The following is a 22,931-nucleotide window of genomic DNA, read 5'->3' as shown; positions in this document are numbered from 1 at the left end:
TATATCATGGTTTCTTCTAGAATTAGCCTTATTGTTTTGTTGGCTGCCTTTGTGTCTACGACGTTGGTTGGCCAGACCTTAATAAGTATATCCTATAAAGGGCAACGTTCCCAAGAGGCGCTTGCCCAGGATTATGGCTTTTTGATCCAGAATGGGGTAGAGATGTGGAAGGTTACCTATACTACTCCAGATGTTTTTAACCAATTGGATACTGCTTCCGGTTTACTGATTTTGCCGGTCAGGGAAGAGACGACCATTTATCCGACGCTGATTTACCAGCATGGCACGGTGGATGGCCCGCAGGATGTGCCTTCCAATCTTCAGGGAGGGTATCAGTTGGCACTTGTTTTTGGAGGTTTAGGTTATGCTACTTTGGCCCCGGATTTTCTGGGAGCGGGCACGTCGAGGGGCTTTCACCCTTATGTACATGCTGACTCAGAGGCATCTGCTGCAATAGATATGCTGCGGGCAGTTCGTGGCTATGCCCCGCAGATTGATCTACTTCTTAGTGATCAATTGTTTGTAACGGGCTACTCACAGGGAGGACATGCCAGTATGGCGCTGCACCGTGCATTAGAACTGGATCTGACCAGTGAATTTAGTTTGACGGCTGCTAGTCATATGTCTGGGCCATACAGTATAAGCGGAGTAATGAGAGAGTTAATGGTGAGTGAAGAACCTTATAATTTTCTGGCTTATTTGCCAAACACTTACCTTTCTTACGATTACGTCTATGACTTTTATGATGATTTGGAGCAGTTCTTTAAACCGACCTACACCAATGCGATTCGGAATTTTTACGAAGGGAATATTGGTTTATCCAATTTGAATAATTTCCTAATCTCTAATCTGACTAATGAGTATGGTGCTCCTATTGCGCGCTATATGTTGCAGGATAGTATTGTGACTATTTTAGAAGACGCTGATCCTAACCATCCTGTGATAGCAGCTTTGGCTGCAAATGACACCTACGAATGGGCACCCCAGCAGCCCACGCGTATTTTCTATTGCACAGCTGATGATCAGGTAAAGTATCGTAATAGTATTGTTGCAGATTCTGTTATGCAGGCTTTGGGGGCTGTAGATTTAATCACTTTCGATGTCAACCCGGATGCCGATCACGGAGGTTGTGTGGAACCAGCCGTTATCCAAACAGCCTTGTTCTTCAATAGTTTTGCCGATTGGACAGTCGGGACGAGAGATCAGTGGGACGATCTGGAGGTGAAGGTATTCCCGAATCCTACGAGCCAGAAGCTACAAATTCATAAATTGTTGGAGGTTGCAGCAGTGAGGGTTCTCAATCAGCAAGGCCAACTCATGCTTACAAAAGAATTGCAAATGGGCAATAATGAACTTATCATCAACAGCCTTTCTCCGGGGATTTACTGGGTTCATATTCAAACTGAAACGGGGCAAGCAATCAGGAAAGTGGTGGTGGAGTAGAAGAAAGAGAGACAAAAAAATGGCCGTTGGCTACTGATCCAAAACAGTAGCCAACGGCCAGAATGGGTATCAAAAAGGATATTGAATCCTAACTCAAATATATCAGTTCTGCATTAGGCAGCTGGTAACGATCCAGTAGGCTCTGTACGAAGGCTTTGTGGCCACGGGGAGCTAGTAGATACAACTTTCCACCTTTCATCGAAGCCATGGTACTTAGTAGTTTCCATTTAGAGACCATAGAGGTCGTGTCTTCATCCTTCATGGCTATTTCGACATAGAATTTCTTAGTTAACCTTCGCCCTGTGATATCAGGCGTATAGGAGATGTCTTCGTCGGCGCGCTGAAAGGTTCTCGGCGCTTCATAACCTTCAAAATTGGCTTTGAGGTCAGAAAGACGGAGTGTTTTTGCCCAATCAATAGCATCGGGGAAGTAATCTATCTTTTCCATTTGGATATATTTATAATGATGAAATAATTGAAGACCAGGAGCTTACTACTTTCGGTTTTGAATGATTCGCAGATGATTTGTATCTGTCAAAACGCTATGAGGAGTTCTCGTGAGCAAAGTAAACAAGAAAAAAGGTAGCGGTTTTTAACCCTTTTTAGTGCTTGAGCAAACTTAAAGCGGAATAAAAATAGGAGACTGTTTAAGCAGGGAAGATAGAACAAAAACCGAAAGATGTTTATTAGCTAGCATACACTTTTAAACAAACTTAGGGCTTAAAATGTTTATTTCCAATGATTTAAATTGAGTTTTTGAACAGTAGAGCTTGGGTTGGTTCCTAATACCCAACCATTTAGCGATAGAGGAGGGTCTTGCCTAAAGCAGTTACTTGATAATCTTCCAGAGACCTATTTCCTATGCCAAAGTCCTTGCCCGCGTTATTGTTGTTATTTTCTTTGCCGCTTCTTTTAAGTGCTCAAGCGATCTACAGTGGACGTATACAGGATGTTGCTAATGGTCATCCAGTCGCTGGTGTAAACATAGCCTTACTTAATAGTTCAGTAGAGCAAACCTCGAACCTCTTTGGCGATTTTGTGCTTAAAAATACTGCACACGACAGCTTGATTCACCCACGGAACAGCTACCGTTTTTATAACAATACGATGCTTTGGGAGGGCGAATTCCCGATAGAGCTGGAAATTTATGCCATTGACGGCCGCTTGGTTCGTCATGAATCCAATTTAGGGAATGCTGGGAGTTATTTATTCCCCAAGTTGCCTTTTGGTATCTACTTGCTCAGGGTAAGTACAGAAGAGGACATTCAAACGTTTAAGGCGTTTTCCAATGGTGATCGTACATCTATTGCAGATAGGGGGGCTACTTGGCATCGCTCTTCGGTGGTTCCTCAACCTGACACACTTTTGCTGAGTAAAGAAGGATACTATTCACGGCTAATTCCATTGGCAGGAAAGGATACTTTGTTGAGGATAAATCTATTGAAAAAGGAAAACGATGATCTTCATTATTTCAATGAACTCATTGATCCTATCGCTTTTGATTTAATCAGTAATCGTCCTTCTCGGACCAATGATGGTGAAGTATCCTCGGTGAAAATTATATATAATCAGGAGGATGGGCTGATGTATTATATGAATACCAAGCGGTATACCTTACATTACCTCTTTGCGAAAGCACAGCTTGGGTTTGATCAAGGGAATAGTGTGTTTAACCAAACCCAGTATCGTCGAAATGATGATCGCTATCTGTTTCCTGCTAACCTCAATTACTATAAAGATCAAGACAAATACGTCCTGTATTTTGTAGCGGCTAATGAAATTAGTTGTGAAGAAATTCAACTGCTTTTTGATAAAATTCTGTCGACTTCTTACCTCGAAGGGAGGCTGTTTTTATTTGCTAATCGTCCGGAATTCAACACCTGTGATGTTCCCCAGATTACACCGGAAGAACTCTATGAAGGCCAGAATTATCAAGCGCTGAACCTGGCAGAAAACTATGGTTATCTGAACAAAGTACCGCTGGAAGATTTGGAAGACACCTACCTTGGGCGCCACGACATTATCTTACTCAACGGTATTCCCAATGACGTATCTGTCGTGGCAGGCATCATTACTACCGAATTTCAGACGCCACTTAGCCACATCAATGTGCTTAGCCACAACCGAAACACCCCCAATATGGCCTTGCGTGATGGCTGGGGAAATCAACAGTTGGATGCATTACTCGGGCGATTGGTATACCTGAAAGTATCCGCTGATTCTTTTGAAATACGCCCCGCTACACTCCCGGAAGCCACTGCATTCTGGGCGCAGAATGAACCGCAGGATAGTATCATTCTGGATAAGAATACGACTTTGCAAGGCCTGGTAGATTTGCAAACCGCCGATTATTCCTTTGTAGATGTGGTTGGTGGTAAAGCAAGCAATTTCGCTGAAATACTCAACACCACGGTCAGTGGCGTGCCCATTCCTACGCCCGAGTCTTCTTTTGCAATTCCTTTTTATTATTATGATAAACATCTCAAAGATGCAGGCTTGGATGTCTTCCTGGAAGAGATGTTGGTGAATGAGCAATTTATCAATAACCCAGCCTACCGCCGTGCCCGCCTCAAAGATTTCCAGGAAAGAATCAAAGATGAACCCCTGGATGCGGAGTTGATAGGCTTGGTAGAGGATCGTATCCACAATTTTGCAGATTTTCCTTCTTTTCGTTTTCGTTCTTCTACAAACGCAGAGGATTTAGAGAATTTCTCAGGAGCAGGCTTGTACAGTTCTTATTCCGCAAAGGCAAATGATCCGGATAAAACCATTGAAAAAGCCATTAAAAAAGTTTGGGCCAGCCTTTGGAATTGGCGCGCTTTCGAAGAACGGAGTTACTACAAAATCTCCCACACCTCCTGTGCAATGGGCATTCTGGTGCATCGCTCCTTTCCAGATGAAGATGCCAATGGAGTAGTGATTACCAAAAATCTGTACAATACCAATCCTGGTTTTATCATCAATGTGCAATACAAGGAATACAGTATTGTGTTTCCGGAACCAGGCATCCTAAATGATCAAATTATGCTGTTTACTTGGTCCATCGTTCCAGGGCAGCAGTTTACTCCGGAATACCTGACATTTTCTAATATTCCCGAATTGAATGGACAAACGGTGCTGACGGATGACGAGTTGATGGAGCTAGGAGCCTATTGCTTGGCCCTCAAAAAACATTTTTACCAAAATGTACCTCATGATTGCAACTGCACCGAGCAAGATTTTGGCCTTGATATTGAATTCAAGGTAGATTCTCAGGTGAGCCAACGGAAGATTTATATCAAGCAGGCCCGGCTGTACAATTAGAAAGAGAAATTTGTGTGCGGGCGCTTTGTGGGTTCTCCTGAGGTCAGGGGGTAATCGTACCAGTGCGATCATACAATCAAAAGGGAATTATCACGCAATGATGGAAGTAGGCTATTTCACACCTGTTTTCTGTGATGTAAAATAGCTGCAACTCATAATCCTGCACTCTCTGGTACTCTTTCGTAACTTAGCAGAAATAAGTCTACTAATGAGCTACGCTACGACCTCCTGCCCATCCCTTTGGCTAATGTTAATCTTCCTGACCTTGGCCACTCCGCTTGTTTCCCAAGACATTGGGGCCATTCTCGCCGTTCAGGAAATAGATACGATGCTTTATTCAGGTGATAAAGACAACCGGATCAACTGGGTGATTCAGAACCGTGGCGATTCTTTCATCGACAAGGATGATTTTACTACACTTTTTGAAAACGACCTACTAAAGGCTTTTGAGCAGGGACATGAATTAGCACAAGTACCTTATGCACAATACCGTGACTTTTTCAATCTCTATTCCTTCTGGTGGCCAGATGCTCCGGATGATAATAACGGCTGGACCTTTGGTACTATCCAGGGATTGCGCGATGCGGTATTTCTGCCTTGGGCAAATGACCGTACCGGTTGGGCAACTTTCTTCTCCTCAACGAAGTACGGTGGCGGCGGCGGTGCGGGCCTTAACAGAGAAGCGAGAGTAGGTGACGGAAAAATGTACGGTATGGGTTGGGAGACCTTCCTGCACGAATTTGGCCATACCATGCCTGGCCTTTTGGATGAATACTCGGCTAGCGGCGAATGGTCGAATAGCCAATGCTGGGAAACGCCCAATACCACCGGACAACTCAATATAGAAGACATTCCCTGGCGTTTATGGATTGAGCCTGGAACGCCGATTCCTACGCCCTACACTGCAGAATACCTGGATAAGTTTGGTGCTTTTGAAGGCGCAATGACCAACTACTTTGGTTGCCATCGCCCTACTGCTCGCGGCTGCTTTATGGGGGCCGGAGGCTTTGGAGAAGATTATGGATTAGAATTGTGCTCACCTTGCATTCAACGGGTGATTTGCTTTTTGTATAAATACGTTGATGTAATTGAAAACCCACAACCAGCAGCTGGTGATCTTACCGTAAATGGTATGGAAACCCTCTCCTTCTCCGTCGATGTGGTGAAGCCAGCGCCCAATACCCAAGCATACGAATGGCGATTAAACGGAAAAGTAATCGCAACAAATACAGAAACTATCGACGTTACTTTTGATGCTTGCGATAGTTACGAGTTGGTTTTCGTGGTAAGGGATAACAACCCACTGGTGCGTTTCGACCCCAAATTTGCGGATACCTACCCCGAGCCCTACCAAGAACTCAAATGGACAATCAATCAGGCAGCCGTGAGTAGCTACACTTTGGCCAGTAACGAAATGATACAAGACGCAGATTGTTCTGGAACGGCCAATGGAAGCGTCGACTTTTCAATCACAGGAGGACAGGCTCCTTATCAGGTTTTCTTGAAAGGAGAATTGCAAAGCAATCCAGTAACAAACCTTACGGCCGGAGATTATAACTTCTTTATTGTTGATGCCAATGGCTGTGGAATTGAGAAGCAAATAAGTATTGCAAGCGAGCTTCTATTTAAACCCGAGATTTGTTCTGCTTACGCCAATAACACTTGGTCTTTAGCCTTGGAAGACGAGAACTATGCTGTTGAGAATCTAAACTATTTATGGTCGACTGGCGTGACGACAGCAACGGTGACCGATTTGCCGGATGGCGATTATTCCGTTACGGTCTCCACCGCTTCGGGGTGTGTGAAAGAACAAGCCATCAGTCTATCGCCAACGGCTGATCCAATAGCTGTTACCGAAACCGTTTTTCCTTCCGGCTTAGAAGAGGCGTCGGGAAGCATTTACCTGGAAATCAGGGGTGGCCAGTCACCTTATACTATTGATTGGTATGACCAACCTAATCGTGATCTTACCAGCCCAACGCCAGCCAGTATCCTTTCTAGCGGCACCACTTGGGGGCACGAGCCCGAATTCGCTTTTGATGATGATCTGAATACCAAATGGTTGCACGCAATGGCGACCAATACCTTTATCGGCTATCGTTTGGAGGAAGCATCTCCGGTGACCTACTACGTCGTTACTTCTGCTGATGATGTGCCGGAGCGTGATCCAAAAAACTGGCAATTTCAAGGCTCTAATGACGGAGAAAACTGGACTGTCCTCGATCAACAGACCAACCAGGATTTCACGAGTCGTTTTCAACGCCGGGGTTTCTTGTTTAGCAATACCACTCCTTTTCTCTATTATCGCTTGTTTGTTCAGGAGAATCACGGAGACATTGCTACGCAATTGCAAGAATTAGAAATTATTGGGGCTGATGCCTCTGCTGATTTCATACGCAATCACCGGGTGCAAGATCAAGCTACTCGCAAGGATCTGACGGCGGGAGCTTATCGTTATGTCGTTAAAGACGGGAATCAGACAGCCTATACCAGTACCCTTTTTGTGGGGTATGCTGCCCCATTTACCGCGTTAGACTTGGTGGTGGTGCAAGATGGGGATTGTCAAGTTAGGATTGAAACGCCATCACCCGATCATACTTATTATTGGTTTGGCGATGCCGAAGCCACGCAGTTTTTGAGTATTGGCACTACTTTTCAAGCTCCCTCTTCAGGGAACTATTACGTTGCTGCTGTCGATAACAATGCCGGTGCGCTCAGTGGAAATATCCAGGGCTTTGCGGTCATTGTACAAACAACGCCCGACGTAGTCGCTTTAAGCGATACGGAACTAGGAATCGTTGACCCTAATCCAGAGCTGGTTTACCATTGGTACGACCAAGAAAGTTGTGGTGTTCCCTTACATACTGGCACGGTCTTCTCCCCTCAGGTAGCAGGCTTCTATTATGTTGCTGCGCAACGGCCAATGAATGCCGTTGTACCTCAAGATCCAGGAACAATTCCCGGCCTGATCATTCGCATGGATGCTGCTGACCTAAACGGTGACGAGGTCGTTGATAATCCCCAATTACCAACGAGTTCGCTATATGGTTGGTCGTTTAGTAATGGTAATAGTTGGGGCAATGGCGCTTGGTATGCTTATCGCTCTAATTATCAAAATGGCCTAGGTGTGGCCGATTTTGCGACCATCTGGTTGCAGGCGCTTTCCGAGGGAGAAACGGGCTATCAAACCATCCTGATGGCTTACGAAGAAAATGCGATAACCTTCCCGAATAGGGCTCCTTTTGAGGGCCTTTCTACTAATATACCGCGCCATTTCGATGCTACTCAGCTCTACAGTGATAGCGCCCCCGTGCGTACCCTCAACGGGATCACTTTCCTTAACGGAGTGCCTGTAGATCCACTAACTACTGCCAACCCGTTGGAGTTTTGTATTCTGGGGACAGTAATGACGGAAAGGTCTTTTGATGAAATTTACTACACGGACACCCACTGGGAAGGGAAAATTGGAGAATTACTCCTCTATGATCGGGCGCTCACCGAGACGGAGATGCTCGCAGCTTCGGCCTACTTGCGCACCAAATGGATCAGTACCGCCGATCTGGAAAGCCCCCGGAAAACTCTCAATTGGGATGGCATGGCTCTGGATAATGAAACCTTGACTGCTGCATATCCCCTGGTCATTCACCCCAATCCTACCTCTGGTAGATTCACCATTGCTGGTTTGCAAGCCCAAGCGGATATCCAAATCATATCCCAAGCTGGTAACATCGTCCAAAATATTCAGTGTTTACCTGGACAAGCAAACCTGGATATTCAACATTTGCCAGCCGGCCTTTACTTCGTCAAAATAAAAGAAGAAGGAGCGAGCAGGCTTACTGTTGTGAGAATGGTGAAGTTGTAAACCTCTTATATTTCCTTATAATCCCTCATATGGTTCAATAAAAACCTCTTAAGTGCCTTTGGTGGTTCAAAAGTAATGGCTTAAACCAACCGCGTCACCCCTGTCTGCGCCACAAAACGAAAATCTTCCGGGCCACTTCCTGCCAATCCTGTCAATAGATTGATTCCAGGTGTTTTACCGACTTCAATACTGCCTAAATCTTCTTCGAATTGTAGCGCTTCTGCGCCGTTGAGGGTCGCCCACTGGATCAGCGTAGAGAAGGGTACATAACTCTGAAAGCGGTGGATCGTTTTGAGTTCTTCCAATACGGACAATTGCCAATTAGAAGTCAGGCTGTCTGTGCCGATAGTCATTTTTGCGTTGGCATCCAGGAAATGCTGGTAGTTGGGTAAGCGGTTTTCAATGTAGAGGTTGGCATTGGCGCAAGTGGCCCAGTAGGCACCATTTTGGGCCCAAGCCTGTGCCGCTGCAATATCTTCAGGAGTTGAGAGGGTATTGTGTACAAATAGTGCTCGGCAGCGCGGATCCATCTGGTCCATCGCATAGTGGATCGCCGTTTTTCCTGTAGCAGAAAATTGTTCCAGCGAGATGTTGAAACCCTCATAAAACTGCAAAAAATCTCCTGTTTTATGTTCAAAAAGCTCGTTCTCCGGCGGGGTCTCCTGGTTATGAATGCTGACGGTGCCTTGTCCCTGGTTCAGCTCGTTCAAGCGACGAAATAATTCTTTAGAAACAGAATAGGGTGCATGGGGTACTGCCGAACGCCGGTTGCCACCACCTTGTGCTTGCCCTTCATAAACAGGAAGATTGTTGGCCACGCATTGTTCTGCCGCCGCATCTTGCAGAAAGTCGAACATTTCCACGAAAGTGTAATACCGAATGGCACTGGCCTCCTTACGAGCAGCGGTGTCCAACTTGTTCGAAATATCACCTACGGCAACAATCCCACCTTCATACATCTCTTGATCCGCCTTGTCAATGGCCGTTGAGATCTCTTCTTCGTCCATATCCCGGAACTGTACCACGTTGGTAATAAAAGGAATCAACTTCGTCCCGGTAGCGACTTTTCCCTTCATGTGCGACAACTCCAGGTGGCAGTGGGTGTTGATAAAACCAGGGATCAGTACCCCCCGGTGGGATTCAACACTCGCTGGATCATGTTGGTCTAGAGGATCTATACTAACGATTTTTCCTGCTTGGTCTACAACAATCACTTGTTGCTGCATCGGGGCACCAGCAGCGGTAAAAATATAGTCGGCGGTAAGTTTACGCATGTTTGTTTGCATTGGATGGCGTTTGAATAATCATCTATTCAAAGCGCCGAAGATACATAACCGCCGTTTTCTAACAAAAGATAACGCAAAGGGGACAGAATTTAACATCCTTTTAAGTGGCTTTATGGCCATTCGTGCGTTCTTTAGTATATTGCTGCACCAGCATCATGATGCAGCGATCCGATTTCGCGAATTTTGACAACTGAACCCCTAAAACTAAAGTCTACTTAATCCAACGTATCATGGACCCTAATGCCACCTTGGTCGCCATCCGGCAGCTAATAGCTGAAGCAAAGAACGAAGCGGCTGCCGAGCGTTTACTCGATTACCTGAATCAAGCTCCCGAACCTGCAAATAGCTGGCGAGACACCGTCAGCAATCTATTGGCGCAGTACAAGCGTATAAAGCTACAGCAACAACGCAATACGATCAGCTTTGACGAAGCTCGCCGCGCGATTAATCAAATCACGGATGGGTTACTCGCTAGCCTCGCGGGTATCGAGCAAGGTCTCCCTGCACCTAGCGTCAAAACGGACGGAGCTGGTAACAATAACAGCAGCCCGCCTTGGCTGGTAATAGGCGTTGTAGTGGCGCTGGTGTTAGCTACTGCTTCCTTCTTTATGTTACGTGGGATTTTCCAAAACAATACGCCTGCTGATCCTCCTTCTACTCTGGTAGATCAAGGTGAATCAGAGGAAGGTAAATGTCCTCCTTATAAGCCCGACTCTGAGTTCAATATAATGGTGTTGCCCTTTCAACCCCTTGATGGAAAGTCGGCCAATATTGATCTCCCTCTCAAAAGTCGTTTGGCAATCGAGATGGACAAATATGGCCTTAAAGGCTCTGTATTTACGAAAAAGATTGATGTCTTTTCCAACGAGTATCCTCTTACCAGTAACCAGGCTTCCAAAATTGGTCTTCCCTGTAAAGCACAACTGATCATCTGGGGTACCACTGAAGAGGATAGAAACGGAAATGATATCGTGACCACCAAGTTTCGCTTTATCGAAAGCAGTCATTTTTCCCTCACCGATTTGGAGATTAATAATGAAGCTACCGTTGATACCGTAAGTAGCTTGTCAAGCATTGCCTCTAGTGCAGTACTGACGGAAGAAATTGAAATGACCATCCAGTTGATTCTCGGTCTGGTTGCCCATGAAACGGATAACCATGCAGTAGCAGCTGCTACGCTTGGTAAAGTGATCGAAGATCGGGGTGGGGTAGCGGCCAATCCTAAATGGGGACTTATTCAGGCTGATAGTTATATCAAAACGGGGCAGGATGAACGCGCCATTGAAGTGTACCGCGAAATGCTGAAAACCGATAGCACCAATGTCCAGGCTCGCCTCCAGAAAGGACTGCTTGAATACCGTGGTGGAAAAACAGAAGTCGCAAGTCAGGACCTGACCAAGGTATTGGAACAAGAGCCTGAAAACACCAAGGCACTCACGGCTCGTGCAGCGGTAAGCGTGAAGCGCAACGACCTGAACCTTGCTCGCCAGGACCTGGATCAATTAGAAAAGTCAACGGACAGAAGCGTAGCTGCTCAGGAAATTAGAAAGAACTATAATGACCGCCACTTGGCAGAACAACAAAAAGTAGAGGCTGCCGACCAGCAAATTCAAGTAAACCCTAACGATACCTCCGCTTGGCGTGTCAAGGCGGAAGCTTCTCAAAATATTGGCGACTTTTCTACGGCCAAAAAGGCTGCGTCGAACCTTTTGCAGATCGACCCCAATAACCTTGCAGCGATCAAAACCCTCCAGTCTGTGATGGCCAAAGTTCCCGATAGTATCGACGTTCGTCGCCAACTGGAAATCGCTATTCCCAAACTTAGCCCAGACCAACTGAAGCGGGTGCGTCCACTTATTCCTCCGCGTAATTAGATTTGTTTTCATGAATCAGCAAAGGCACCCAAGGTTTTTTCTTTAGGTGCCTTTGGTGATTTAGGTATCTTCGTCGGGTAAATTCGTGAATTTGCCATGTTAGGTCTACCTCTTATAACCCCTTATGTTTTCTTATATGGTTCAACATAATCTTGGTGCTTTTGGTGGTTCAATAACCTGGGCCATCTGGCAGGATGTGCATTGTCTGGTTAGGAAAAGTTTAAATATCGATTTATTTAAAACATTTTGTAAATTGCCGTGCGGTTAAATCTGAATAATTAACGATATGGCGGATCCTCTATTACTGGCTTTTTTGTTTTTGGTCATCGGGTTATTGCTGGGCTTCGTGCTTGGTTACTGGTGGCAACGCTTGAAAGTCAGCAACGATTTTGTTTCGAGCGAGCAAATTGCGGTTACTTACGTCTCCAAAGCTGTCCATGAAGCGCTGCTGGAACATACCGATGTTTTACAGGCCAACCTCCACGAAAAAACAGAAACGGAACGCGACCTTTCTTCGGCGCTGGCAACGGAAAAGGCGCGCCTTGAATACCTTCAGGAAAAGCTGGATGTACAGATGAAGGAGATGCAGGAATTGCAGCAGACCAACCGTCTTACCTTCGAATCGCTGGCAAACCGCCTCCTTGAAGAGAAAAGTAAGAAGTTTACGGAGCAAAATCATAGTCAACTCCAACATCTACTGGGTCCTCTGAAGGAAAAAATCAAAACCTTCGAGGACAATATAGAACGTCGCTACCTAGAGGAAACCCGGGATCGCGTAAGTCTCAAAAAAGAAATTGAACAACTCCGCGACCTCAACCAACAACTGAGCCAGGATGCAGGCAACCTTACCGCTGCCCTCAAAGGAGATAACAAAACCCAGGGGGATTGGGGCGAAGTACAGTTGGAACTCCTCCTGGAGAAGGCGGGCTTGCAAAAAGAGGTCCACTATCGCACGCAGTCTTCCTTCCGCGATCAGGAAGGTAAGCTCAAGCGACCCGATTTTATCATCAATTTACCGGAAAACAAGCACCTGGTGATTGATTGCAAAGTATCGCTCACGGCCTACGACCGTTATTGTAGCGCTGAGGATGATCCCCAAAGGGCCAAAGCACTCAAACAGCACCTGGAAAGTGTTCGCGCCCATATCAAAGGTTTGAGCAAGAAAAAATACCAGGATTTGTACCAGATCAATTCGCCAGATTACCTGCTCTTATTCATTCCCATCGAACCTGCCTTTGCTTTGGCGGTCCAACAAGATCAGCGATTGTTTCTAGATGCCTTGGACGACAATATTGTTATCGTTACTAATTCCACCATGTTGGCTACGATGCGGACGGTCTCCTACATCTGGAAACAAGAGAAACAGCAACGCAGTGTACAGGAAATTGCGCGCCAAAGCGGCCAATTGTACGACAAGTTCGTTAACTTCGTAGAAGACCTCCAACTGGTGGGGCAACGCCTCGATAGTACACACAATGCCTATTCGGCAGCCATGTACAAGCTCTCTGAAGGTAAACGTTATAACCAAACCCTGGTTGGGCGTGCCGAAAAACTGCGAAAGTTGGGGGCTCGCACCTCCAAACAGTTGCCCGAGGCCATGCGTCAGGAGGAGGAGTAAAACCTACAATTATGATATACGCGCCATCCACAATAAAGCTTTCTGTCCTTTTTTTCTTGTTGTCTTTTACGATAAATGCCCAGGATTGGTGTGCCAGCCGTACAACGAACCCTTCTCCATGGGTAGAGCTAACTGCTACTCCAGTGACGGCCATTACTATCCCTGTAGTCGTGCATAATGTCTATTATGATGACGCTCAGCGGCTGACCGAAACCCAGATTCAATCCCAGATAGCGGTGCTCAACGAAGATTTTCGGTCAGCGAATGCTGATTTGGATCAAGTTATCAATTGGTACCAGAACAAGATAGCGGATATGGAAATCAATTTTGTTCTCGCAGACCAAGACCCTTTGGGGAACCCTCATTCTGGCATAATTTTCTCGCCCACGTCGATTGATGGGATTGGCAATGATTTTACGAATGGTCGCCGTAACCTTTGTTATGACGACCTGGGAGGAAGCTCTGCGTGGTGTACCGATTGCTACCTAAACATTTGGGTAGCCGATCTTGATTTCAGTGGTGTGGCCGGCATAGGTATCTTCCCTACAGAGATTGCCAGCGGCGAAGTACCCCGTGCTGAAGACGGTGTATACATCCAGTATGATCGTTTTGGTAGGGGAGGGACTGCTACTGCGCCTTACGATTTGGGGCGTACCTGTACTCACGAGATTGGCCATTATCTTAACTTGTTACACTTGTGGGGTAACGTGACCCCACCATCGAATTGTAACCCTGGGACCTGCTGCCCCGACCCCGTTTACGACGATCTGGTAGCTGATACCGAAAAGCAGGTTTGGACCTATGCGGGTCTATGCCCCAGTGGATTTCAAGATAGCTGCCCAGGTAATGGTGGGCCAGATAACTACCAGAACTTCATGGGGTTTGTAGAAGATGCCTGTGCTGTGATGTTTACCCAAGGGCAAAAAGACCGCGTCTGGAATGCCCTGCAAACCTACCGTCCCGGATTATTGAACCCCGATTGTATTGAACAGTGTGTCGTAGGAACGAAGACTCCGCAGCAGGTAAATAACCTGTTTAAGCTAATATATTCCCTCCACGGCGAACTAATGCTGGAAGCTTTAACCCCAGATCTGGATTGGGGACTTTATAATGTGCTGGGGCAGGAAGTTGCTTCTTGGAGGTCTGAGCTTGCGGGTGGCTTTACCCAGTGGGTGCCTATTGCCGTTGAGGGGATGCATTTTTTAGTCGCGCAGAAGGATGGGGCGAGGCAGGTTAGGAAGGTGTTATTGTAACGAAGTAATAAAAGATGATGAAATTAGGCTTCATTGAAAAACCTACTATCAAGACTGCCAGCTAGAGACTCATATTACCCCGCAGAGATTCATTAAATCTCTAAAAATGTTTATCATTGTGCACAAACAAAAGTTTCCCTGATTATGCCTAAGCTACACTTCCTTATCCTGGCCGCCAGTGCTTTTATTTTTCTTGCGGCTACTTGCCGGCCTTTGACGACTCAAGACCTGGATAAGCTTGACCCACGGATAGAAATGTTTAAAGGGCCTTGTTTTGGTAGTTGTCCGGTGTATAAGCTCACTATTTATGAAGGTGGCGTGGTATCTTACGAAGGCCAGCAGTTTACTAACCGTATTGGTTTACACACGAAACTATTGGATCAGGCGACTTACCGCAGCTTAATCAAAGATTTTGAGGAATCCAATTTTTGGAATTTTCAGAATGCCTATAAAGCACAGATTCCGGATTTGGCTACCGTTACCATTAGTTATCACGATGGGGAACAATCAAAATCAGTGAAAGGTAAGGATGGGCGTCCTACAAAAATTATGGAGTTGGAAGAAAAGCTTACCGCTATTGCTGAAAGCGGAGGCTGGGAACAGCAGGCTGCGGGTAGTAACTATGGTATGCCCGATAATGTCATCGCTGATGAGCTGTTGGTTAATTTGTCTACTCAGGTAGACCCCAATGTTTGGATTATTCAGTTTTCTAAGCAAGATATGCAGATCGTAAAGCGGCTGTCGCCCAATAGCCCTTACTGGTTGTTTCGCTTTAATCCTGAACGAATTAATCCGGAAGAAATGCTTGGATTGGTACGCCGCAACGAATATGTGTTGAGTGCCGAGTTCAATAAAACGATGAATCTTTCACCTCGTAACTAACTTTTATGAGATTGCTTCTATTGCTGTTCTTTACCCTGTTGGCGGTAGGGGGTAATGCGGTGTATGCCCAGTCAATGCCTGTTGATACAGCCGGGTTTCAGACGTTTACTCATCAATCCGGAGATACGACCTACTTGATGAAGCAATACTTTATGTGCTTCTTGAAGGTAGGCCCTCGCCGTGATCAGGACGAAGCCACTGCTGCAAAAATCCAAGAGGGACACCTCGCCCATTTGGCAGCGTTAGGGGAGCAACGAAAAATCTGTTTGGCAGGGCCTTTTGCGGATGATAGCGGTATTCAGGGGGTGGTGATTTATTCCACACCCACCTATGAAGAGGCCGCTAGTTTGGCCAATCAAGACCCGGCTGTGCTTGCCGGCCGGCTCGTCGTAGAAATCCATCCTTTTTGGGCCGCAGTGGGTGCGCAGTTGTTTTGATTTTATCTCGCGACGATTTTTGATGTATGGGGAAATATTTTTATAATAATATTTCACATATAATATTATTTACCCTATATTGCCTTCAGACATTAAGTAATACCACATTATTCTGATTCTCTGATATTGTTTGTGTTTGGAGCCAATCGAAAACAAAAATCACGCTTCTTATTAGTTGCTTAAGATTTTTGCTTTAGTTTGACCACAAAAAATATAAGAGAGGCATCATCTTTTACCTATCTGCACTACCGTGCGTCTAACTTTCCTAAGGAATGAGCTTTGCTCATTGTATTTCGCGTAAGAACAACAAACACACTCCCACACCACTGGTGTAGTTGAGACAATTGTCTCTGCTCACCAGGTTTGTTATCAACACTATTTACAACACATCTTTGTTTGAAGTATCTGGAATCGTACTGCCCTTTGGTGCAGTCCTGTTTTCAATGTATTTCCTACATCTGTCTACCTAAAATGATGATTTTGATTGACTTGTTATCCGTAGCGGTAACAGGGTGACTTTGTATTGAACACTATCAACAGCACAAGGCGACTTTTCGATTTTGCACATGAAAAGAAATTACTATGAGAAGCCTGACTTGTGCCTACAAGCTTTTATTTCTATTGTTTTTGGGCCTTCCTTTTGTTGTAACAGGACAAGCCTCGGAGCGCTTTGTTGGAGAGGATGTAACTTTTGAGGTTGCGGAGTTGAACCAATATTTCAGTGAGTATCAACTCATACGTCTTCCTGTCAAGGAGATCAATGATTATGTCCATACCATTGGGGGAAGCCTCCAAATGGATTGGTGCTTTCCTGATGGGATGAATTGGCCATTGCATTTGGAGCCTGCTCCTGTGCGTGCTCCGACCTTCTCTTTGGCATTGATAACACCTCGGGGGAAGCGCGAGGAAAAGCTGCGTGATGACCGTGTTAATACCTTCAAAGGAGTACTTGATGGCAAGGATATTCGACTTACCATTAACGACGACTTCATCTACGGTTATGTACGCACAGGCGATGAGGAGTGGTACATTGAGCCTCTCAAGCGTTTTGTGGATAATGCAGCATCCAATACTTATCTTCTATATCGGACCAGGGACGTTTTGCCCCAATCAAACCTTCGTTGCGGCCAGACGGAAACAGCTCGTGTAACTAGCGAATCAGCAGGTGGCGCGCGGGGCGGTTGCCTGGAGGTCGATTTAGCTGTTGCGGCAGATTATTCCATGTTTGAACATTATGGTTCTGCAGGTGGTGTATTGGCCCATTTGGAAGGGGTCTTGAATAATGTCAATGGTAACTTTGATGATGATTTTTCACAAGGACTTTTCTTTCGTATGTCGGAACTGGTGATGCCAATCGTGGAGAGTAGTGACCCTTGGTACAGCGGAGAAGATGCACTACAATTGTTAGAAAGCTTTAAGGAATGGGGCCACGGAGGTGGCTTTCAGAGCGATTTTGATTTAGGCCAATTCTGGTCGCGCCGTAATTATCAGAGTCAAGGTAGTGGCAGCGTAATCGGCCTTTCCTACGTGGGGACATTCTGTAGTGAAAATGGATATCATATTTTAGAAGATTTCACCGGTAGTGCGGGTTACATACGGGTAATGACAGCTCATGAAATTGGACACAATTTTGGCTGTAGCCACAATTACAACGGGACTCAACTTGAGTGCTATAGTAATAATCGGCCTCCCTATATCATGGACCCCATCGTGAACCTGGCGACAGAATGGTCGCGTGGTATTTGGGGCTTTTGCGAGACAAATTCGGTGAATGTTATCGATAACTATCTGGCTGCAGATGATTGCCTGACTGCTTGTTCGCCGATTTGTGAAACGGTGAATGACTTGATCGCTACGCTTGATGCTTCGGAGCCGGCACTTGGTCTTGATTGGTCTGGAGAAGAAGCCGGCGCGTGGAAAGTATTGTTAACGAATACAGCATCTGGAAAAACGGACACCTTCCTTTGTGCTGAACCTTCCATCTTGTTAACCGAAGAAATAGATTTATGTACCGTTTATCGTGCACGGGTGATGACGGTTTGTAGTGAAAATACAGTGGGCCCTGGCGTCTTGATTGATTTCAATACAGAAAACACTTCCAAGCTGAACCTGGAGGCTGTTCGTACCTCTAATTGTGAACTTGCCAGTAGCACTTACACCCTTGATTTGACGGTCAGTTTTGAGACTGCTCACGAAGAAGGTTTTACGGTTCAGGTGGGCGAACAAAGCTATCCGCAAATTTATGGAACGAGTCCTCAGCAGGTGAGTATTCAGCATTTGCCGGTCACAGAAGCACCAAGTGTAACGGTAAAAGTTATCCCTAATAGCAATGGCTATTTGTCTTGTGGGCAGGTGGCCAAGTACCGAGCGCCTGCTCCAGCGTGCAGGATAGTGGTGGAAGAAAATTTTGATGATTGTAGTCTGCCAGTAGGGTGGCAGTATGAGTCGGCATATTTATCGGGTGCCCAATGGTTGATTGGCGACTCTACCCGGGAGGTATCCAACTTTGGTGGAGTGCAGAATACGATTAACGGCAGTTGTATGCTGTATTTTGACGATGATCTATTAGGTCCTTTTGCGGAAAATACGGGAACGACGTATTTATACTCTGCGGTTTATGATTTCGCGGATTACGAATCAGTTGAGCTTTCATTGGTTTATAACTTTAATGCATTTTACTCTCACCCTTATTCTGCGTTTACGATTGATGTTTTCAATGGCGAAAGTTGGGTAAATGTCCTTACGGATGAAACGACCAGTGGATGTTGGCCTAGTGATGCTTGGGGAATAGCTTGTTTGACGTCTTACCTGAGTGATTTGAGCTCGTTTGCCAATGCTGATTTTCAAATTCGCTTTGGTTACCGGGACGGCGGGCAATGGGCTGAATTTGTGGCGCTGGATGATTTTCGTTTAGACGCCATCAAGCGTTCGTCGATCCTGCCAGTAGAGTGGGGGACGTTTACGGCAAAACCTATAGCTAAAGAAGTTCGTCTGGATTGGGCGACAGTACAAGAATTTAATAATCAAGGCTTTCATATTGAGCGCTCCGGTGATGGTCGGAATTTTGACGATTTGGCATTTGTAGCCAGCGTTGGAGACCATTACGAGTTACAATCATATTTCCATTTTGATACGCGTCCTCTGCCTGGCACTAGTTATTATCGCTTGAGACAGGAGGATCTTGACGGCAGCTTTACTTATAGCGATATAAGAGAGGTTGCGCTTCTTGATCTGACAACTGACTGGCAGGTTTACCCTAATCCGGTAGGCCATGATGGTCAGTTGCAGGTGAATTGGCTACAGGCGGAGGACTATTTTGCTGCTTTTGAGTTGCTCTCGACTACCGGGCAGGTGGTTCGGCAATTTAGGGTAGACACGAGCCCGGGGTGGGCTTCTGCAAGTATTGACCTTTCCGGCTTGCCGTCGGGTGTTTACTTTTTACGAAACGGAGATGGTGGCGTGAAGCGGGTGGTTATTTAACGTGAGGTAGCGATATGAAAAATGATGCAAGTCGTATTGGTGTGGAAGGCGGAGCCTGGAACACGGCGGACGGAGGAGCAGGACGAGCTGGTGAAGTGGTAGTGTGAAGCGCAGCAAACACTAAGAACGGAACAAGCGGTAGCGCCCCGCCGATAGCGGGGCCGCTACGGCCCATAATTATTTTTTAGGCAGCCTTTTCCTTGTCTGTCAGGTTTTTCAAAGCGAAAAGCATGACGAAAAGGATCGCCATCGGGATGAGGGTGTAACTAAAGGCCGTTTCTGCTCCAACTTCTTTGAAGAGGATGCCGATGAGGCGAGAACCCAGGGTGCCCCCAATGGCAGAGAAGATAATAATGAGGCCCGACATAGGGCTGTGTAGTTTTTTGGGCAATGCACTGAGTACGACGGAGTTTAGCAATGGGTAGATAGGAGCAATGAACAAGCCCACCAATGGAAATGCGTAGCCAATAGCTGGAATATCTGCCAGGGTTTCGACGATGCCAATGTCAGCGCTTACGGCCTTGGGCAATACGAAGTACACCATAGCCATAGCACCGATTAAACATCCGCTAAGGACAACAATCCAGGATACGCGCTGTGTCAATACACCCGCCATGATGCGACCAACACCCAAGGAGATCGCCAGGATGCTGGCCATGATGATGGCGAGGTTTTCTGGAAGTTCCAGTACTCGGTTGTTGAACGTGGGGAGCCAGGTCATGATGCCCTGTTCAATCATGACGAAAAGGAAGGCACTGATTACAAAAACGATTACAAGTAAGCGGCTGATCAACCGAAACATGGCCATGAAATCTTCCTTTATGTCAGCGCCAGGTATTTCATAATCTTCATCAAACTTGGCGAAGTACAAAAACAGGAAGGAGAGGATGGACAATCCGGCCAATAGCCAATAGACATTGAGCCAGGCGTTGGGCTGGCCCTCGGTGTTGAAGGCCGGAAAGAGGAAATATGCTAGCGCGATGCCAAACATGAAGACCCCTTCGATATTGCTCATCAGGCTGTTGTGCGCTTTCTCTCCATTGGTGACGAGGCCGATGACGGAATAAACGGATACTTTAATCAGGGCAAAAGATACGCCTACCGAAGCGAAGAGCATTTTGGCCGACCAGAAGGAGTTGCCAAAATACATGCTAATACAGGCAATGGTGACAATAGCTAAGGCCGCAAGCATCGCTTTTTTGTAGCCGATTCTGGGCAAGAAGGAGGCCACTAGAAAGGAAACAATGGCGATGGGTAAGTCTTTGAATAGTTCTAAGGTACTGGCCGCTACTTCGTCGACACCATAGACATTTTGGGATTTTAGGATCACAATACCAACGCTGTTGAGCAGGATGGCAAAGACAAAATAATTGATAAAAAGCGACAGTTTGATGGCCTTATCTTGCATGTTGTTTTTCGTTTTGATCGTATTGGTCAGGTAATACTCACGTCAAGATAGGATTTTCTGTTAATTCGGTATCTTTCGGGCTGTGAATGGTTTTTTAAACACATAGGCAGATTTTTTGAAACACATGAGGGATTATAAGGGCATGTAGGGTAATCTTTGACAGGGTGAATTCACGAATTTACCCGACAGAGAGATTTAAACGACCTAAGGGGTTTTACAAAAAAAGAGATGATGAAGCAGGTTGATTTTTTATATCGGTGTATGATCGTTTTCATGGTGCTTTTAGCACCTTTCGGAGCTGTGCTGGCGCAAGAGCAGGCGGTATTTGAGGCTGAATCTGCTCGGTTTCGGGCTCAGGTAGATAAGGATGGCCTAGCTTTGCAGACTATGCTGGACGACGATTTGTATTACCTGCACTCGAACGGTTTAGTTGAAAGTAAGCAGGATTTTATTACCAGTGTAGCGGGCGGTAAAATTGTCTATAGTGAAATGATGGCTACGGAGCATCGTCTTCGTAGGTATGGTAAAACAGCCATTTTGTATGGCTTGTTGATCGTAAGGGGAATGTATGAGGGAGAACCTTTTGATATACGTTTATACTATACTTCGGTGTACCGTAAAAAGCGAGGTAAGTGGTTGTTGATGAACTGGCAGTCGACGAAGAAGCCTTAGGGGATCAAGAAGTCGGAAGTGGGTAAGCGGAAGTCGGAAGTAATGAGATACACGAGGACTAGGAAGAGAGCTCGCCACTAGTTGGATCAAACTACTTCCGATTTCCTACTTCCCACTTCGTTATTTATCCTTAGTCTTAGCTCGGATGATCAACCTTAAGCCTTGGTCGTAGGTCAGGTAATTCCATACCCAGTTGAGAAAAACGAATAGCTTGTTTTTGGTGCCCAAGATGGCAAACAAGTGAACGAGCAGCCATACAGCCCATGCTGGAAAGCCTTGGAAACTGAGATTGGGTAAGTCTACTACGGCGCGGTTACGACCGACGGTAGCCATAGAGCCTTTATCGTTGTAAACAAAAGGTTCCCATTCTTGGCCTTTAAGCTGGCGTTTGAGATTATGAGCAAGGTTGATGCCCTGCTGGATGGCGACCTGAGCAACTTGGGGGTGCCCTTTGGGAAAAGCTTCTTCCTCCATGTAGGCAATGTCACCTATGGCGTAAATATTGGTGGTATCTTTGACTTTGGAGAAACGATCAACCTCCAGGCGGCGACCATACGTGAGGGCACTTTCTGGTAGGCCGGGGATGCTGTTTCCCTGGATACCTGCCGCCCAGATCACTTTATTACTGCGGATTTTTTCACCATCGCTGAGGTAGGCATATTCGCCATCGTAATTGTTGACGCGGGTATCGAGGCGAACTTCTACGCCCAGGTCTTTAAGATAGGCCAGTGACTTTTCTGAAGATTCTTCTGACATGCCCTTCAATAACTGCGGTGCACTCTGAATGAGGTAGATATCTATTTCGTCGCAATTGAGCTCCGGGTAATCTTTGGGCATGATGTACTTTTTCATCTCGGCCAGTGCCCCGGCTAATTCTACGCCCGTAGGCCCTCCACCTACGATGACAATATCAATATAGCCTTGACGCTCGTCGTAATCGATGGTTGTAAGCGCCTTTTCATAATCAGACAAAATAGAATTGCGTAAGTAAAGTGCTTCACTTACGGACTTCATAGAGAGGGTGTTACGTTCTACTTCTTCATTGCCGTAATAATTGGTGTCTGCGCCAATGCCAATGAGGAGGTGGTCGTAATTGCAGTGGCCCAATGAAGTGATGATCCGGTTGTTTTCTGGCTCAATCGCCTTTACTTCGGTTACTCGAATAAAGACATTGTTGCGCTTACGGAAGAGCTTACGGAAAGGAAAAGCGATGGAGCTGGGCTCTAGTCCAGCCATAGCTACCTGGTAAAACAGGGGCTGAAATTGATGGAAATTGTTTTTATCCAAAAGAACAACTTGGTAATTGGCTTTGGCGAGTTGGCGTGCAGCGGCCAGTCCGGCAAAACCGCCACCAATGATGACGACGCGTTCCTGAGGACTTTCGGGGATATTGATTTTCATAGGTTAGTTATA

Annotated in this window: 14 protein-coding genes; 10 read left to right on the top strand and 4 right to left on the bottom strand. The window is 46.1% G+C overall.

Translation table 11 applies throughout. The annotated features are described in order from the left end of the window. The first annotated feature begins 6 nt into the window (after positions 1 to 6). On the top strand, positions 7 to 1,443 hold the full coding sequence (locus tag ACRBG0_RS25490) for a T9SS type A sorting domain-containing protein (protein WP_431489657.1): 1,437 nt from the start codon (positions 7 to 9) through the stop codon (positions 1,441 to 1,443). Positions 1,444 to 1,531: 88 nt separating this feature from the next. Here the strand turns inward: ACRBG0_RS25490 and ACRBG0_RS25485 are convergent, their stop codons facing one another. Then, the gene (locus tag ACRBG0_RS25485) at positions 1,532 to 1,891 is read right to left on the bottom strand and encodes a hypothetical protein (protein ID WP_020538734.1); all 360 of its coding nucleotides are present in this window, start codon (positions 1,889 to 1,891) and stop codon (positions 1,532 to 1,534) included. A 413-nt stretch (positions 1,892 to 2,304) separates the two neighbouring features. On the opposite strand from ACRBG0_RS25485, the gene ACRBG0_RS25480 reads away from it, so the two are divergent. Together ACRBG0_RS25480 and ACRBG0_RS25475 are read left to right on the top strand one after the other, a co-directional pair. After that, complete coding sequence (locus ACRBG0_RS25480; protein WP_431489656.1) at positions 2,305 to 4,746, top strand: PEP/pyruvate-binding domain-containing protein; 2,442 nt, start codon at positions 2,305 to 2,307, stop codon at positions 4,744 to 4,746. A gap of 208 nt (positions 4,747 to 4,954) precedes the next feature. Further along, positions 4,955 to 8,608, top strand: a complete 3,654-nt coding sequence (locus tag ACRBG0_RS25475; RefSeq protein ID WP_431489655.1) for a T9SS type A sorting domain-containing protein — start codon at positions 4,955 to 4,957, stop codon at positions 8,606 to 8,608. 80 nt (positions 8,609 to 8,688) lie between these two features. Here ACRBG0_RS25475 and ACRBG0_RS25470 read toward each other — a convergent pair whose 3' ends face one another. Then, on the bottom strand, positions 8,689 to 9,882 hold the full coding sequence (locus ACRBG0_RS25470) for an amidohydrolase family protein (RefSeq protein WP_431489654.1): 1,194 nt from the start codon (positions 9,880 to 9,882) through the stop codon (positions 8,689 to 8,691). Positions 9,883 to 10,124: 242 nt separating this feature from the next. Between ACRBG0_RS25470 and ACRBG0_RS25465 the strand changes: the two genes are divergently transcribed. The 6 genes from ACRBG0_RS25465 (at position 10,125) to ACRBG0_RS25440 (ending at position 19,438) form a co-directional block, all read left to right on the top strand. Continuing rightward, positions 10,125 to 11,768, top strand: coding sequence for a hypothetical protein (locus ACRBG0_RS25465; protein ID WP_431489653.1), 1,644 nt, complete (start codon positions 10,125 to 10,127; stop codon positions 11,766 to 11,768). Positions 11,769 to 12,054: 286 nt separating this feature from the next. Next, positions 12,055 to 13,386 carry a DNA recombination protein RmuC gene (gene rmuC / locus ACRBG0_RS25460; protein WP_431489652.1) on the top strand — a complete coding sequence of 444 codons (1,332 nt, stop codon included), beginning with the start codon at positions 12,055 to 12,057 and terminating at the stop codon, positions 13,384 to 13,386. 11 nt (positions 13,387 to 13,397) lie between these two features. Further along, positions 13,398 to 14,639, top strand: a complete 1,242-nt coding sequence (locus ACRBG0_RS25455; RefSeq protein ID WP_431489651.1) for a M43 family zinc metalloprotease — start codon at positions 13,398 to 13,400, stop codon at positions 14,637 to 14,639. A 144-nt stretch (positions 14,640 to 14,783) separates the two neighbouring features. After that, positions 14,784 to 15,521 carry a DUF6438 domain-containing protein gene (locus ACRBG0_RS25450; RefSeq protein ID WP_431489650.1) on the top strand — a complete coding sequence of 246 codons (738 nt, stop codon included), beginning with the start codon at positions 14,784 to 14,786 and terminating at the stop codon, positions 15,519 to 15,521. A 5-nt stretch (positions 15,522 to 15,526) separates the two neighbouring features. Continuing rightward, entirely contained in the window at positions 15,527 to 15,958 is a 432-nt protein-coding gene (locus ACRBG0_RS25445; protein WP_431489649.1) for a YciI family protein, read from the top strand. A gap of 582 nt (positions 15,959 to 16,540) precedes the next feature. Further along, on the top strand, positions 16,541 to 19,438 hold the full coding sequence (locus ACRBG0_RS25440) for a zinc-dependent metalloprotease (protein WP_431489648.1): 2,898 nt from the start codon (positions 16,541 to 16,543) through the stop codon (positions 19,436 to 19,438). A gap of 184 nt (positions 19,439 to 19,622) precedes the next feature. Here ACRBG0_RS25440 and ACRBG0_RS25435 read toward each other — a convergent pair whose 3' ends face one another. Continuing rightward, positions 19,623 to 20,846 (bottom strand): MFS transporter, encoded by a 1,224-nt coding sequence (locus ACRBG0_RS25435; protein ID WP_431489647.1) that lies wholly within the window; start codon positions 20,844 to 20,846, stop codon positions 19,623 to 19,625. 228 nt (positions 20,847 to 21,074) lie between these two features. Between ACRBG0_RS25435 and ACRBG0_RS25430 the strand changes: the two genes are divergently transcribed. Continuing rightward, a complete protein-coding gene (locus tag ACRBG0_RS25430) occupies positions 21,075 to 21,518 on the top strand; it encodes a nuclear transport factor 2 family protein (protein ID WP_431489646.1) in 444 nt (147 codons plus the stop codon). A 120-nt stretch (positions 21,519 to 21,638) separates the two neighbouring features. Here the strand turns inward: ACRBG0_RS25430 and ACRBG0_RS25425 are convergent, their stop codons facing one another. Further along, positions 21,639 to 22,919, bottom strand: a complete 1,281-nt coding sequence (locus ACRBG0_RS25425; protein ID WP_431489645.1) for an NAD(P)/FAD-dependent oxidoreductase — start codon at positions 22,917 to 22,919, stop codon at positions 21,639 to 21,641. Between the last annotated feature and the right edge of the window lie 12 nt (positions 22,920 to 22,931).

Origin of the sequence: Lewinella sp. (assembly GCF_050633125.1) — a bacterium.
Classification (GTDB): domain Bacteria; phylum Bacteroidota; class Bacteroidia; order Chitinophagales; family Saprospiraceae; genus Lewinella.
This window is presented reverse-complemented; position numbering and strand designations above follow the sequence as displayed.

What these genes read in the sequence shown, in the direction of transcription:
- ACRBG0_RS25470 (WP_431489654.1), bottom strand. Translation starts at nt 9,882, where the DNA reads ATGCGTAAACTTACCGCCGACTATATTTTTACCGCTGCTGGTGCCCCG.
- ACRBG0_RS25440 (WP_431489648.1), top strand. Translation starts at nt 16,541, where the DNA reads ATGAGAAGCCTGACTTGTGCCTACAAGCTTTTATTTCTATTGTTTTTG.
- ACRBG0_RS25465 (WP_431489653.1), top strand. Translation starts at nt 10,125, where the DNA reads ATGGACCCTAATGCCACCTTGGTCGCCATCCGGCAGCTAATAGCTGAA.
- ACRBG0_RS25455 (WP_431489651.1), top strand. Translation starts at nt 13,398, where the DNA reads ATGATATACGCGCCATCCACAATAAAGCTTTCTGTCCTTTTTTTCTTG.
- ACRBG0_RS25430 (WP_431489646.1), top strand. Translation starts at nt 21,075, where the DNA reads ATGATGAAGCAGGTTGATTTTTTATATCGGTGTATGATCGTTTTCATG.
- rmuC (WP_431489652.1), top strand. Translation starts at nt 12,055, where the DNA reads ATGGCGGATCCTCTATTACTGGCTTTTTTGTTTTTGGTCATCGGGTTA.
- ACRBG0_RS25450 (WP_431489650.1), top strand. Translation starts at nt 14,784, where the DNA reads ATGCCTAAGCTACACTTCCTTATCCTGGCCGCCAGTGCTTTTATTTTT.
- ACRBG0_RS25445 (WP_431489649.1), top strand. Translation starts at nt 15,527, where the DNA reads ATGAGATTGCTTCTATTGCTGTTCTTTACCCTGTTGGCGGTAGGGGGT.
- ACRBG0_RS25425 (WP_431489645.1), bottom strand. Translation starts at nt 22,919, where the DNA reads ATGAAAATCAATATCCCCGAAAGTCCTCAGGAACGCGTCGTCATCATT.
- ACRBG0_RS25435 (WP_431489647.1), bottom strand. Translation starts at nt 20,846, where the DNA reads ATGCAAGATAAGGCCATCAAACTGTCGCTTTTTATCAATTATTTTGTC.
- ACRBG0_RS25485 (WP_020538734.1), bottom strand. Translation starts at nt 1,891, where the DNA reads ATGGAAAAGATAGATTACTTCCCCGATGCTATTGATTGGGCAAAAACA.
- ACRBG0_RS25475 (WP_431489655.1), top strand. Translation starts at nt 4,955, where the DNA reads ATGAGCTACGCTACGACCTCCTGCCCATCCCTTTGGCTAATGTTAATC.
- ACRBG0_RS25480 (WP_431489656.1), top strand. Translation starts at nt 2,305, where the DNA reads ATGCCAAAGTCCTTGCCCGCGTTATTGTTGTTATTTTCTTTGCCGCTT.
- ACRBG0_RS25490 (WP_431489657.1), top strand. Translation starts at nt 7, where the DNA reads ATGGTTTCTTCTAGAATTAGCCTTATTGTTTTGTTGGCTGCCTTTGTG.